This is a genomic window from Pectobacterium sp. HCp5_1, from assembly GCF_032905925.1.
GTDB classification, from domain to species: Bacteria; Pseudomonadota; Gammaproteobacteria; order Enterobacterales; family Enterobacteriaceae; genus Pectobacterium; species Pectobacterium brasiliense_A.
Genome location: NZ_JAUMIO010000011.1, coordinates 1 through 11,952 on the forward strand (window position 1 = coordinate 1; position 11,952 = coordinate 11,952).

The following is an 11,952-nucleotide window of genomic DNA, read 5'->3' on the forward strand; positions in this document are numbered from 1 at the left end:
GGAGCATGCCGATCCAGAACTGGCGGCTGGCGATGAGCCGTTTTATTATCGAGTTCGGCGACCGCATTGAAGGTCACCTTTAATTAATAGGGGTGGCAGTTACACAGAATGATTTACAGGGTCGCCATTTTATCTCCTTGATAAACATCACATTAACATTACTTATTCCAATATGACGATGAGATGCCGTCAAAGTAACCTTGAGCATAGGCAGCATGTAGGTTCTTGTATCTTGCATTTCCTGCTTGGCTTTCTGAAATCTATGTGAAGTGTTTTATCCATTCCAGCCCCAACCAGATATTCTCTTTCATAAACACAACCAAAGCATTTATGTTTCCCCCTAACCATCCGAGAATTGTTCAAGAAAAACCCAGTAACGACGTTGATCTATATTATTAATCATGGTTTTTTCTTATCCATTTTAAAGTTGACTATTCATTACATGGATACTTCTCCATTAGTTTTCAAGAAAAACCCTACAGATTTTATGATTAAATTCACACTTTTGATTCAAAATGATTCGGCTCGTAAAACCGACACAAACCGCCGATTACGTAACAGATCAAGGATAAAGGAAACATATATAAATAACGCCTAATAATCCCTGCCAACCGTCAGGCTGCTTGAACGCCCACCTGACACAAAATGAAAAACCACAGGCACGTTGTGACATAGAGAAAAACGCCATAACCCTTTAGACTGGTTAATCAAACCCATACTGAGGAGATTGTGATGACGATGATAAAGAGTTATGCCGCACCGGAAGCAGGCGCAGCGCTGGAGTTGTATGAGTTTGATGCGGGTGAACTGCAAGCGGAAGACGTAGAAGTCACGGTTGATTACTGTGGCGTATGCCACTCCGATCTCTCGATGATCGATAACGAATGGGGCATGTCGAGCTATCCGCTGGTTGCCGGGCATGAAGTGATTGGCCGAGTACACGCACTGGGTGACGCGGCAAAAAGCAAAGGATTGAAGGTTGGTCAGCGCGTCGGTATTGGCTGGACGGCACGCAGCTGTGGGCACTGCGATGCCTGTATCAGCGGTAGCCAAACCAACTGCCAGCAAGGCAGCGTACCGACAATTCTGAATAAAGGCGGTTTTGCCAATAAGATTCGCGCGAACTGGCAGTGGGCGATTCCGCTTCCTGATTCCATTGATATCGAATCTGCGGGTCCGTTGCTGTGCGGCGGCATCACCGTGTTCAAACCGCTGTTAATGCACCATATCACTGCGACCAGCCGCGTCGGCGTGATCGGTATCGGCGGCCTGGGACACATCGCGATTAAACTTCTGCACGCGATGGGCTGTGAAGTCACAGCGTTCAGCTCTAACCCAGCCAAAGAGCAAGAAGTGCGGGCGATGGGTGCCGATAAAGTCGTCAACAGCCGCGATCCGCAGGCGCTGACCGCACTGGCAGGCCAGTTCGATCTCATCATCAACACCGTGAGCGTCGATCTGGAATGGCAGCCCTACTTCAACGCGCTCGCCTATAACGGGAAATTCCATACCGTCGGCGCGGTAATGAAGCCGTTCAGCGTTCCAGCCTTCACGCTTATTGCGGGTGACCGCAGCGTTTCCGGCTCTTCTACCGGTTCACCGCATGAGCTGCGTTCTCTGATGAAGCTCGCCGCACGCGCCAACGTGAAGCCACAGACGGAGCTGTTCCCGATGTCGAAAATCAACGATGCTATCCAGCACGTACGTGACGGCAAAGCTCGCTACCGTGTTGTACTGAAAGCTGATTTTTAATCGGTAAAGACGCCTGAGCGATCGGGCGTCTGCTTTTTGCACATCACGTCATTCTATGAGTTATACCGCTCGATACCACGATGCTGAATGTATTAAATGAGTTTCATGGTAGGATTGAAAGGTGATGCAAGAGGAGATCCGCAATGCCTTTTAAAGAGTATGACCACGACTTTATTGATAAAAATAAAAAAGCCTCCTCGTCTGTCAGGCTCGCCCTGTTGTTGTCTACGTTGGTCATTATATTCAACCTCGTATTCTTCAAACACCGCGACTTTCAGGAGCAACTGCATAATAATCCGGGTTCTTATACCGACTCGGTTGCGCTGGTTTTTCTTCTTTTTATCTTGTCCTGCACCAGTAAAATCTCACTTAACCATACCTCAGCCTTATCCATTCGCCTCGGGCTACATGTCTGGATATGTTCAGCCACGTTTGACCTTATGGATGAGTTTATTTATCAGCCCAAGCTGGTTGGATATTATGTTGAGGATCTGCTGAGAATTATTGGTATGTTTGGCGTCGGGTTTGGTGTCTACAATCTGATATATAAAATCAACGATAAGTACGTCGAAGCCAAAATACAGTCATTCAGCGATGAACTAACACAACTCCCTAATCGCCGATTCTTTATTAATGAATTAAAAAAACTCGAAGCGAAATCACCCTATTTATTTATTATCGACATCGATAATTTTAAAGTCATCAACGATAAATATGGACACATAAAAGGCGACGAAGTATTAAGTAAATTCGGCCATATCCTTTCCCGCTTCGATAACAGTGAGGTGGTGGCAACCCGAATCGGAGGCGAAGAGTTCGCGATTATTCTGTATGCCGGAACACAGGATCGGGCAGAGAAACTGGCAAGAGAAGTACTAAAAAATGCGAACAAAATCATTATCAAGAATATGCACCACCTTTCTGTCAGCATTGGAGCCGGAAAAAAACAGCCGCAGGAACCCACCGAACACTTTATGAAACGCGTAGACATCGCGCTTTACCAGGCTAAAAATACCGGTAAAGGTAAAGTGGAATGGGCTCTGGATCCGAAGGAAAAAACGTCGTAGATCGCCTCCCGCCATACCTATCAACACGGCCGCACGGACGCGCCGTCCGCTAAAAAACATCAACGCCATTTTCACTGAAATAAAAAACGAAAACATAACAGGCCGTATGGTAATTGTTCTGTCGCTGTAAGCTATGCTTTGTATATAAACGGGATAACGTTATCCCGTTTATTTCTTTATAGCTTAGCTAAGCGCCTGGGTATTACCGGGGCACACGAGTTGTTTACTTTTAATATGGTAAACTTCGACGTCAGGACGGGTGAAGAAGGCAATTTCCCACGGGTTTTTAGTGACGAATTCATGACGCACTTTTTCATACAGCGGATTATCACGCGCGATAATAAACGCTTCCCCTTCAATAATGGTGTAGTTCCATTCAATCGCCCGCTCGAAGGTATAATGGCTGCGCTCATCCATCGCAAAAAAGCAGTGCGGATTACGTTTGAGCAACTGAGATTTAAAGGTCTCAGGGAACGTAATCAGGAAGATATCGTTATCCACGGACGACAGAAACGCCAGCACCGTAGTATGCGGCTGTTCGGCGGCCATGGTAATGAGTACGCCGACCTTATTGGAGAAATCCTGCTTTTCCGTCAGTGGGAAATCGACCATCGGCGTCAAAGGCACCGGTTTTGACGGACGGTTGTCTTGTGGAAACTGATAGCCCGGTTCACGGATGTCCAACACAGGCGTGAAGCCGTGCAGAAGCTGGCTCTCTCGCGGTTCCAGCACGACCCAATCGCCTTCGCTTGCTATCACACGACCTTTGTAAGAGGTACGATAGACCTGAATATTGGCATCAAATTCATCAACCCCGGAGCGGTTATCAAGGTGAATCGTTGCCAGATCGCCAACGGTAAACTCATGACCGTGTGGGAAAAAAACGCGCAGACTGTTATCCGCATTAGGATAGACGCCGCAAATATGGATGACCACGCCATCCTGCTTATAACCCGCCAGTACACCGAGAGTTTGCTTTCCTAGATAGCTCACGAGACTCATACATCACGCCTTATTCAGATTGGGCTTCAGAGAGGATGCCGACCCTGATTCATTCGGGCCGTTCCAACTGCGGTCAGGACGCTGAGAAATCATTCACGCTAACCGCATCACTTCCTACTTATCAACGGAGAAAGCGCTGAAAACTTTAAGCTGAATACCTGTCTATTTAAAGAAATAAGTATGTGTTAACAGTGAACCAGCGTGTTCACCGCGTTATTTCAGCACCAGCATAGTCACTCCCACGCCGATCAGCATCAGGCAAAACGCGGCTCGCAGGTAGGCAACCGGTAATTTATGGGCAACCGCAACCCCCCAGGACACGCTGACAATTCCTCCCAACGCCAGTGGTAAACCGATACTCCAGTCAACGTTACCCGCTTGCGAATAAGATAACAGCGCCGCCAAAGCACCCGGCACCACGAGTATCAGCGCCATGCCCTGCGCCTGCGTTTGCGCAAAGGCGAAAAACGTAACCAGAACGGGCACGACGACTAGCCCGCCACCGACGGTAAAAATGCCCGACATAAACCCACTCGCCACGCCGAGCAGCGGTAGGTATTTAGTCGACAGTATAATCTCCGACGTTTGACTGCGTTTTTTGTTATACCACTGCCACATGTAGTACGCCGCCAGCACCAGCAGGAAAGTGGCAAAGGCACGCTGAAGGTTGTGAACATCAATCGATGAAGCGATGTGAGCGGCAAGGTAGGCAGACCCCGTAGCAAACGCACACATGGTCAACGCCACCCGCGTATCGATGCGGTTGCGCTGGCGATAGCGTAGAAAACCAATCAGTACGTTAGGTGTAATCATCACCAGCGCGGTTCCCTGCGCCATATGCTGATCCATCCCGAAGAGCACGCCCAGAATCGGAATCGCGATAAGCCCACCACCAATCCCTAGCATTCCTCCGCAAAACCCCAGTCCGACGCCCAAAAGCAAACACAACAAAATATCGCTGAACATCATTAAGCTAAACATAAAAGTACATGACCTATAAATAACAAGACAATCGGGAGAACCGCGTTTCAGGCTGGTAGACAGACGATGGCTTTAGGATAAAAATTCTGCGATTTCAATGAGATTAAGATCGGGATCGCGCAGATAAATAGAACGAATTTGCTGCGTGGCACCGGTACGCCTCACCGGCCCTTCGGTAATTGGCCAGCGGCAATGTGCCAGATGCGCGATAACCTGCTCCAGCGGCACCGACGCAATAAAGCACAGATCGAGCGCCCCCGGTACAGGCAGATGCGCCTTTGGTTCATGCTCGGCGCCACGTAGATGCACATTGATTTTCTGCTGGCCAAAATGAAAAGCGACGCGCCCGTTTGCAAATGTTTCCTCCCGCATTTGCAACACCTCCACATAGAAATGCCGGGTCGCAGCCAGGTCAACGCAGGTTAATACAAGGTGATCGACATGATCGATAAGTGGCATTTATAAGCCCTATCCTGAATGATATTTCTCACATCCTAGGAGCAACGCGGCCTTTTGATAATCCCTGAATACTCAATGACCCTTTCCTGATAGGAAAACCGCCTGCTGTGATAGAGTAAGCGTGCCATAAGAAAAGTGACAACACGCTGCTCTGCATCAACACACTGGTCACTGACGTGTTTTTCAGACCACCGAGGAAGCTCGATAAACCATGATTAACCCGACGCACTTTGACCTACAATCGCTCCGCATCTTTTTACAGGTTGCCCAAACCGGCAGCCTGACCAAGGCCGCAGAAAAGTTCCACATCACGCTTTCTGCCCTGAGCAAACGTATCGCCGAACTGGAGCGTACCGTGGACTGCGCGTTATTTATCCGAATGCCGCGCGGCCTGACGCTAACCCCGGCAGGCAAGGAATTGGTGAATCACGCGCGCAATGTGTTAAGCAACGTGGAGCGCATGGCGAGTGAAATGAACGACTACGCCGTTGGCGTGCGCGGCCACGTACACATGTGGGCAAATACCTCGGCGATTATTCAGTTTCTTCCACAGGATTTGGCGTCATTCCTTCTGGCCCGACCGCTCATTCGTATTAACCTGGAGGAAAAGCTCAGTAAGACCGTAGTAACGGCGCTGGCGATGGGAGAAGCCGATATCGGCATCTTCGCTGACAATGTCGGCTCACAGGGAGTAGAGAAGATTCCTTATCGTCAGGACAAGCTTGTCGTACTCGTTCCACCCCAGCACCCGCTTTCCGCGCAGCCAGACGTCAGCTTTAACGAGACACTGGGTTACGACTATGTCGGCCTTAATAACGGCAGTTCGTTGCTGAAACAGCTGAAAGACGCTTCGGATGAACTGGGGAGAGTGCTGCGCCTGCGGGTACAGGTCAGTAGCTTTGACGGCATTTGTCGCATGATCGAAGCGGGGCTGGGGATCAGCGTCTTACCAGAGGGCGCGATTCGCCCAGGCGTGCTCGGCACCGGATTACGCGCCATCAATCTCACCGACGAATGGGCTTCACGCCAGCTCTGGCTGGGCGTGAAATCCGGCGCGACATTGCAACCCGAAGTCGCCAATCTGCTGACACACCTGCGACAGTGCGGTGCGTAAAAGTAAAGCGCTACCCTCATCCTTCTTCACTGCCCGTTTTTTCATAGCCGAGGCGGCCAACAAAGGGTAAGCGCAGCGCGGGCGGGTTCATATCCACGCCCATGTTCAGCCCCAGAATGTTGGCCTCGATCCCCTCTTCAAGACCCATCGTGATACCCAACACGCCTAGCAGCGAAATCTGCACACCGCTTCCCGATGGCGACAATCCAACCGGTCGCGTGATCGGACGGTAATCTTTACCAATGGCATTAGCGGGCATATCCAGCTTGAGCGCGGGCACTTCGCGGCCAATGTGCGCCAGAAACGTATTGCTGTTCGGCCCCGGCCAGGCGTGGTAGGTATTCGGCCACGGATAGCTTTTTATCGCAGCCTCAATCTGTGGGATCATGGCTTCCGCCTTGTCACCACGGTGCTCCACCAGCAGCTTCGGTTTCGCGCCATACCAATACGCATCCGCCACCGAACGGTTAAGACGGACGACGTTATCGCTCCCCCAGCTCACGACCTCATAGCGGCGATATTGAGTTTCCCCTGCTTTCTTAAAAATGATCCACGGATGTACCGCCACCAGCCCGCGCCAGCCATAAGTCGGCGCAGCATAAACCTGCACGATGGCAGTCTGGCGAAATTGCACAGGGTTCGGCGCTAAGCCGGAAGAATCGCGTTTAGCAGACCACCAGCTTTGCCCATTAAACGTTTCGCCATTACGCGTCGACTGCGCCCAGCTTTGCCAAAAAGACAACAACAGCACACAAATAAACCCAATCCCCAAGAATTTGAGGTACGTCATAGGCCAGGTAGCTCACTGAAAAAGGTGGAACAGAATCGATACGCCTGCGGGCGAGCCCCACAGTGAAAATCGTTTACCAGTTTACTGCCAGTTGGCGGTAAGGTTAAAGCACTGGGTGAAATGTTGACCTATTTTTACGTTGTGTGGGTACGACGACAACCGCCTCAAGGCGTTTTCACTCAACGTTCGTTACAGTACGGGCTTGATTGAAAATCAACATAAAATAAACGAACCATCAAAAAATACATTCATATTGAATAATAATAAATAAACTAATCAGCATGCATCGTTATAGTTATTTTTAGATCTACCACCTCCCATAAATAAATCACTGACTATACTCGTCATACTTCAAGCTGCTTGTGCGTTGGCTGTCCTTATTCACCCTAGTCACTTACCTGAGTAAGCTCCTGGAGATTCATGCGGTTGCCGCCTTCACGCAACTCGAATTATTTAGAGTAAATAATCAGCGGTAATATTAGTGAACTACCCCTCTGAGAATAAATGTGGAGAAATTAAATGATAAGAAATAATAAGAACCTTAAGTCTACGGTATGCGCACTGTCATTAGCAGCATTAACGCTAGGCTCAGCGGTTTCACTCGCCTGTACGCGATTCGTTTATAAGGACGTACAGAACCCTGATTACCCTATTACGGCCCGTTCAATGGACTGGGCCGAGGATACCGAGACCAACCTCTGGATTTTCCCACGAGAATTAAAGCGTTCTGGTGCCGCAGGCCCGCATTCTCTGGAGTGGACATCAAAATACGGCAGTGTCATTGCCTCTGCTTTCGACAGTAACCCAAATATGGCCTCCACAACCGATGGCGTGAATGAAAAAGGGCTGGCGGCCAACGTACTCTGGCTGGCGGAATCTAAATATCCTAAAACCGCACCGACGGCGCAAAAACCGGGCTTGAGCGTCGCTGCATGGGCACAATATGTACTGGACAATTTTGCTACCGTCGATGAAGCGGTGAAGGCGCTGCAAGAGGAAAAATTTACACTGGTCACAAAAGACTTACCGCATCAGGATAGAAAGGCAACGCTTCACCTCTCCTTATCCGATTCATCAGGTGACAGTGCAATTATTGAATATATCGATGGTAAGCAGGTCATTCACCATAATAAGGACTATCAGGTGATGACCAATTCTCCGACTTTCGATCAGCAGTTGACGCTGAATGCCTATTGGGATCAGATAGGTGGCAATGTGATGCTGCCGGGAACCAACCGCGCGGCAGACCGCTTTGTTCGCGCCTCATTCTATGTGAATAATGTTGCCCCCAATAAACTCATTCCAGGGGTAGCGGAAAAAAGTAAAATAGAAAAAGATAAAGCGGACTTAGCCGCCGCATTCAGTATTATACGTAATGCATCTGTTCCCTATGGCTATTCCTTGCCAGATATGCCGAATATAGCCTCAACGCGCTGGCGCACCGTTGTCGACCATAAATCGCTACAATACTTTTTTGAATCTGCCGTATCGCCTAATATCTTTTGGGTTGATTTAAAAAAAATCGACTTTTCGCCGCGTGGAAATAACGCCAGCAAGTTAGATTTAGGGCCAAACCAAAGCACCATTTATTCTGGTCAGGCTTCCGGGCACTTTAAACCTGCTACGCCGTTTAAATTTGCAGGCCTGTAAATCGGGAAGTTATTTTTCGATACGCGGTTTATTGCACGATAATGTAAAAGCGCCATGTTCGTATGGCGCTTTTACACAGGAATAATAAACAAAGACATCGATAGGCTATTTACAACACCTTCGCATTCCCAGCCCATTCGCTATAGAAATGGCTTGAACAGATTCCTGGTTCGATTGCCTTTATCTCTGTTTTGACTAATCCCAGATTAACAAACGGATCGTCGGCCAGAATATCTTCCATATCCGAAAGCTCTAACCCGTAGGCTAAAATAAACCCACCCGCTCCATTTTCCAGCGGACCCGCAAAAATAACATTTCCCTTTTTAATATTATCAGCCAGCCATTTTTTGTGTGCATCAATACTCTTTTCAAGTTCATCTTTCGGGCTGGTGTAATACAACGTAATGGCATAGAGCATGATTGCTACCTCAATGATTATCGATCGGCTATATATCTTTTAAGCTATGGATGTAATCACAGAATGGATAGAGGACTTCGCATTTTGGATTTCACGATTCTTGATTTCATCCCCTTTTGAAGCCCCTTCCGCGCGGACGAAATAAATATCGGTAATACCAAGAAACCGGAAAAAGCCCTGAAGATAGCGTTCCTGAAAATCCATATCTAAAAAAGGCGGTGTGGTATAGAAACCACCACGGGAAGAAACCACAATAACCGTTCTTCCCCCAGATAAACCTACCGGGCCTTTTTCCGTATATTTAAAGGTCTTGCCGGCTTGCGCAAGGCGATCCAGCCACGACTTCAGCTGGCTCGAGACGGAAAAATTATACATCGGCGCGCCGATGACAATCACATCATTCTCCAGAAATTCCGCGACCAACGCTTCAGACAAGTGGTGTTCACGTAGCGTGGCGTCATCTGCCGAAGAGGATGCGATTTGGCGAAACCCTGCGGCAATCTGCCCGGTTAGGTGGCGAATTTCATCTTTCACGACATCTCGGTAAGAGACAACGGCATCAGGATGTTGTTTGACTAACTCATTCACCACGTCAGCAGAAATCTGTCGGGAAACGGAACCGTTCTCAAGAATACTGGAGTCTATATGTAAAATGTTCACAATAACTTCTCCTACATTGAGTTTTAAAGCTCACTCATTTAACTGCTTTAGCCGCGCTATCAATAAAATCCGCGACAGCTTCCGGGTGTGACACCAGAGACATATGGCTGGAGGCAATAGAGCGTGTCTTTGCGCCGATATGGCTCGCGATGTCTTTCTGAATAGATGGATTTAATGCCTTGTCATTCTCCGTCAGCAAATACCAGGTCGGTTTAGCTTTCCACGCCGCTTTCTGAACGCGATCGCCAAACGCTTTTGCCGCAATCGGCTGCTGCGCCGCAGCCAACTCCTGCGCTTTCTCCAGCGGCACATCGCCCGCCATAACCTCATGATATTGCTCAGGGTTATCTAGCCAAATCAGGCCATTAGCATCCGGAGCCATGCCTTCCATCGGCGCTTTCAGGCGTTGCAATAAATCAGAGACGGATTCCCCGCTGTCTGGCACCAGGGCAGATAAGTAGACGATGCCGCGAACCTTAGGATCATTACCAGCCTGCGTTACAACGGCCCCGCCCCATGAGTGCCCGACCAGCAACACATCGCCCTGCTGCCTTTGCAGCACGTGTTCCGTTGCTTCAACATCATCTGCTAAAGAAGTCAGCGGGTTTTGCACCGCAGTCACGTGGTATCCCAGCGCTTGCAGACGAGACGTAACGGCGGACCAGCTCGAACCGTCGGCAAAGGCACCGTGGACTAAAACGATATTGTTAATTTTTGCTGCCTCCGCAACGTTGTGAACGCTGGCAGACAGCACCAGACCTAACGCGATAGCCAGATGGCCAAGCCATTTAATACGGTAATGCGTCATACGCTTTCCTCTGAAAGAGTGATTCGGCTGCCTGTTTCCCCAATGCGTTTCATCAGGGGTAGCGAATGGTTGAATTTTAATCGTGGTTGATGCTTGCGGTAAGATGGCAAACTTGACATAGTTCATGCAAAATTCGCCAAATACTGTCTGGCAGGAAAAATCACTATGCACATCTCCATTCTGGCGCTGCCGGGCAGTATGCAGTCGGCCATCTCCGGGCTTTCCGATATATTCTGGATGGTCAATCAGACGCTCATTACACGGCCTGACAGCGCTTCTTCCGCAGCTTCACCGCTGTCTTTTGAAACGTCGATTGTCAGTGCGGACGGCAAACCCGTGCACGATGCTCAGGGCAGGCTGATTCACGTAGATAGCTCATTTGACGCGGTGGGCAAATCGGATGTCGTGCTGGCAACCGGAATGATGCTCGGGCCCGATAAATTACCACTGTCGATGCCATCCGTTAATGAATCCGCGCTGTGGCTCAGGGAGCAATATCAGCAGGGCTCGCTGATAGGCGGTGCCTGTGCGGGGGGCTTTATTCTGGCCGAGGCGGGGCTGCTGGATGGCCGGTTCTGCACCACGACCTGGTGGCTCTACCATACCTTTAAGCAGAAATACCCGAAGGCAAAACCAGTGTGGGGCAAAGCGCTGGAGGAGCAAGATGGCATCATTACCACCGGCGGGCCGCTGTCCTGGGTCGAGCTTGCCCTGCATATTATCCGCCGCAGCGGCGGACCTAAGATCGCAAAATTGGCGGCAGATATCGCCGTGGCGGATAGCCAGCCTCTTTCTCAACGTATTTATGCGCCACAAGGGTTCATTAATACCGTACACCCCTTGCTGCTGCGTGCTGAACAACTCATCCGCTATGAGAACCCGTCAATCACCGCAGAAGAATTAGCCAGCGCCCTGAATTTCAGCGACCGAACGCTGCACCGCAAACTCAAAGAACTCACGGCGGAAAGCCCGAAAAACTTTATTACCCGCGTCAGGATCGAAATGGCCTGCCTGCTGCTTGAAAACCCGGTGACCAATATCAAGCAAGTCGCCGCCGAATGCGGTTACAGTGAAGACACCGCGTTCAGACGCGCCTTTTCCCAGCAGATGGAGATGACACCGACCCAGTTCAGAAAATGGGCGCTGTTGAGGAATAATAAACCGAGTGCGTTGGATAATGAGGAGGGTGATTAAGGTGATGGCTATGAAAAACACGACTTACGGTAAATCCCCGCCTTGATCGACATCTTT

General features: G+C 49.5%; 12 protein-coding genes. 5 read left to right on the forward strand and 7 right to left on the reverse strand.

Annotation, left to right across the window (positions count from 1 at the left end; genetic code table 11):
- Positions 1–732: 732 nt before the first annotated feature.
- A complete protein-coding gene (locus tag Q3A88_RS09860) occupies positions 733–1,752 on the forward strand; it encodes an NAD(P)-dependent alcohol dehydrogenase (protein WP_039526430.1) in 1,020 nt (339 codons plus the stop codon).
- Positions 1,753–1,895: 143 nt separating this feature from the next.
- Complete coding sequence (locus tag Q3A88_RS09865; protein ID WP_110162097.1) at positions 1,896–2,819, forward strand: GGDEF domain-containing protein; 924 nt, start codon at positions 1,896–1,898, stop codon at positions 2,817–2,819.
- A 183-nt stretch (positions 2,820–3,002) separates the two neighbouring features.
- Here the strand turns inward: Q3A88_RS09865 and Q3A88_RS09870 are convergent, their stop codons facing one another.
- The 3 genes from Q3A88_RS09870 to Q3A88_RS09880 form a co-directional block, all read right to left on the reverse strand.
- Entirely contained in the window at positions 3,003–3,821 is an 819-nt protein-coding gene (locus Q3A88_RS09870) for a hypothetical protein (RefSeq protein ID WP_317177826.1), read from the reverse strand.
- 213 nt (positions 3,822–4,034) lie between these two features.
- Positions 4,035–4,802, reverse strand: coding sequence for a sulfite exporter TauE/SafE family protein (locus Q3A88_RS09875; protein WP_233990285.1), 768 nt, complete (start codon positions 4,800–4,802; stop codon positions 4,035–4,037).
- 72 nt (positions 4,803–4,874) lie between these two features.
- Complete coding sequence (locus Q3A88_RS09880; RefSeq protein WP_039274325.1) at positions 4,875–5,261, reverse strand: VOC family protein; 387 nt, start codon at positions 5,259–5,261, stop codon at positions 4,875–4,877.
- Between the two features lie 211 nt (positions 5,262–5,472).
- Here Q3A88_RS09880 and Q3A88_RS09885 point away from each other — a divergent pair, with 211 nt between their 5' ends.
- Positions 5,473–6,375: a LysR family transcriptional regulator gene (locus Q3A88_RS09885; RefSeq protein WP_317177827.1), complete on the forward strand. Its 903-nt coding sequence runs from the start codon at positions 5,473–5,475 to the stop codon at positions 6,373–6,375.
- Positions 6,376–6,391: 16 nt separating this feature from the next.
- Here the strand turns inward: Q3A88_RS09885 and Q3A88_RS09890 are convergent, their stop codons facing one another.
- A complete protein-coding gene (locus Q3A88_RS09890) occupies positions 6,392–7,165 on the reverse strand; it encodes a DUF3750 domain-containing protein (protein WP_039515516.1) in 774 nt (257 codons plus the stop codon).
- A gap of 519 nt (positions 7,166–7,684) precedes the next feature.
- Between Q3A88_RS09890 and Q3A88_RS09895 the strand changes: the two genes are divergently transcribed.
- Positions 7,685–8,815 carry a linear amide C-N hydrolase gene (locus Q3A88_RS09895; protein WP_317177828.1) on the forward strand — a complete coding sequence of 377 codons (1,131 nt, stop codon included), beginning with the start codon at positions 7,685–7,687 and terminating at the stop codon, positions 8,813–8,815.
- A 109-nt stretch (positions 8,816–8,924) separates the two neighbouring features.
- Here Q3A88_RS09895 and Q3A88_RS09900 read toward each other — a convergent pair whose 3' ends face one another.
- Genes Q3A88_RS09900 through Q3A88_RS09910 form a run of 3 tightly spaced genes read right to left on the reverse strand, consistent with a single transcriptional unit; the run spans position 8,925 to position 10,701 of the window.
- Entirely contained in the window at positions 8,925–9,233 is a 309-nt protein-coding gene (locus tag Q3A88_RS09900) for a YciI family protein (protein WP_110162092.1), read from the reverse strand.
- A 39-nt stretch (positions 9,234–9,272) separates the two neighbouring features.
- The gene (locus Q3A88_RS09905) at positions 9,273–9,893 is read right to left on the reverse strand and encodes an FMN-dependent NADH-azoreductase (protein ID WP_110162091.1); all 621 of its coding nucleotides are present in this window, start codon (positions 9,891–9,893) and stop codon (positions 9,273–9,275) included.
- 34 nt (positions 9,894–9,927) lie between these two features.
- A complete protein-coding gene (locus Q3A88_RS09910) occupies positions 9,928–10,701 on the reverse strand; it encodes an alpha/beta hydrolase (RefSeq protein ID WP_110162090.1) in 774 nt (257 codons plus the stop codon).
- Between the two features lie 165 nt (positions 10,702–10,866).
- Here Q3A88_RS09910 and Q3A88_RS09915 point away from each other — a divergent pair, with 165 nt between their 5' ends.
- Positions 10,867–11,895: a GlxA family transcriptional regulator gene (locus Q3A88_RS09915; RefSeq protein WP_110162089.1), complete on the forward strand. Its 1,029-nt coding sequence runs from the start codon at positions 10,867–10,869 to the stop codon at positions 11,893–11,895.
- Positions 11,896–11,952: the final 57 nt, after the last annotated feature.

What these genes read in the sequence shown, in the direction of transcription:
- Q3A88_RS09865 (WP_110162097.1), top strand. Translation starts at nt 1,896, where the DNA reads ATGCCTTTTAAAGAGTATGACCACGACTTTATTGATAAAAATAAAAAA.
- Q3A88_RS09870 (WP_317177826.1), bottom strand. Translation starts at nt 3,821, where the DNA reads ATGAGTCTCGTGAGCTATCTAGGAAAGCAAACTCTCGGTGTACTGGCG.
- Q3A88_RS09900 (WP_110162092.1), bottom strand. Translation starts at nt 9,233, where the DNA reads ATGCTCTATGCCATTACGTTGTATTACACCAGCCCGAAAGATGAACTT.
- Q3A88_RS09875 (WP_233990285.1), bottom strand. Translation starts at nt 4,802, where the DNA reads ATGTTTAGCTTAATGATGTTCAGCGATATTTTGTTGTGTTTGCTTTTG.
- Q3A88_RS09895 (WP_317177828.1), top strand. Translation starts at nt 7,685, where the DNA reads ATGATAAGAAATAATAAGAACCTTAAGTCTACGGTATGCGCACTGTCA.
- Q3A88_RS09890 (WP_039515516.1), bottom strand. Translation starts at nt 7,165, where the DNA reads ATGACGTACCTCAAATTCTTGGGGATTGGGTTTATTTGTGTGCTGTTG.
- Q3A88_RS09885 (WP_317177827.1), top strand. Translation starts at nt 5,473, where the DNA reads ATGATTAACCCGACGCACTTTGACCTACAATCGCTCCGCATCTTTTTA.
- Q3A88_RS09910 (WP_110162090.1), bottom strand. Translation starts at nt 10,701, where the DNA reads ATGACGCATTACCGTATTAAATGGCTTGGCCATCTGGCTATCGCGTTA.
- Q3A88_RS09860 (WP_039526430.1), top strand. Translation starts at nt 733, where the DNA reads ATGACGATGATAAAGAGTTATGCCGCACCGGAAGCAGGCGCAGCGCTG.
- Q3A88_RS09915 (WP_110162089.1), top strand. Translation starts at nt 10,867, where the DNA reads ATGCACATCTCCATTCTGGCGCTGCCGGGCAGTATGCAGTCGGCCATC.
- Q3A88_RS09880 (WP_039274325.1), bottom strand. Translation starts at nt 5,261, where the DNA reads ATGCCACTTATCGATCATGTCGATCACCTTGTATTAACCTGCGTTGAC.